Below are 578 nucleotides of genomic sequence, written 5' to 3'. Positions count from 1 at the left end.
TACTGCTTGATCCTGGAGTGCTTGTAGAACAGGTTGACGGTGACGTCGACGCCACGGGTGACCACCTTGGTGGCGAACCCGGTCTCGGTGTCCGAGCGGATGCGCCGGTCGAAGATGCAGGAGATCTCGTCCGGGCGACCCAGTCCGATGTTGTCGCTGACCAGGGCGTCGAAGAACGTTCGAGCGTTGCGGGGTGCGTCGAAGACCAGGGTGCGCGAGACCTCGATCTGCCGCATGGACAGCTCCCACCAGTAGCCGCCGTCGCGTTCGCGCGGACCGAAGGGCAGGGGCAGTCGAGACATCCAGCGTTCGAAGAACACGGTGATGGCGCCGGAGCCCAACCGGTCGCAGATCGCCTGTAGTCCGGGCGGGTCGTCACAGGAGGCGAACCCGTTGGACAGGGCCGTGAACACGATCCCGGCCTGGGCGGCCTGCTGCTTGGCCCACTCGTGGCCGTTGACCCACACCTTGATCGGGTAGGGGAAGTAGGAGCAGACCTTGATGAACGCCGGGCCGAAGTCGGAGTCCCACAGGTAGAAGTAGAAGCAGGTCACCCGCCGGTCAGCCTTGTCGAAACC

At 64.7% G+C, this 578-nt stretch carries 1 protein-coding gene; it reads right to left on the bottom strand.

Features of this window, described 5'->3' with window-relative positions; translation table 11 throughout:
• A partial coding sequence (locus VXC91_RS46690) for a hypothetical protein (RefSeq protein WP_329513377.1) occupies positions 1 to 578 on the bottom strand: 578 nt, incomplete at both ends.

The sequence above is a fragment of the Streptomyces chiangmaiensis genome (assembly GCF_036281785.1).
Lineage (GTDB): Bacteria > Actinomycetota > Actinomycetes > Streptomycetales > Streptomycetaceae > Streptomyces > Streptomyces chiangmaiensis.
The sequence above is the reverse complement of the archived record's forward strand: the minus strand, read 5'-3'. Positions and strand labels throughout refer to the sequence as shown.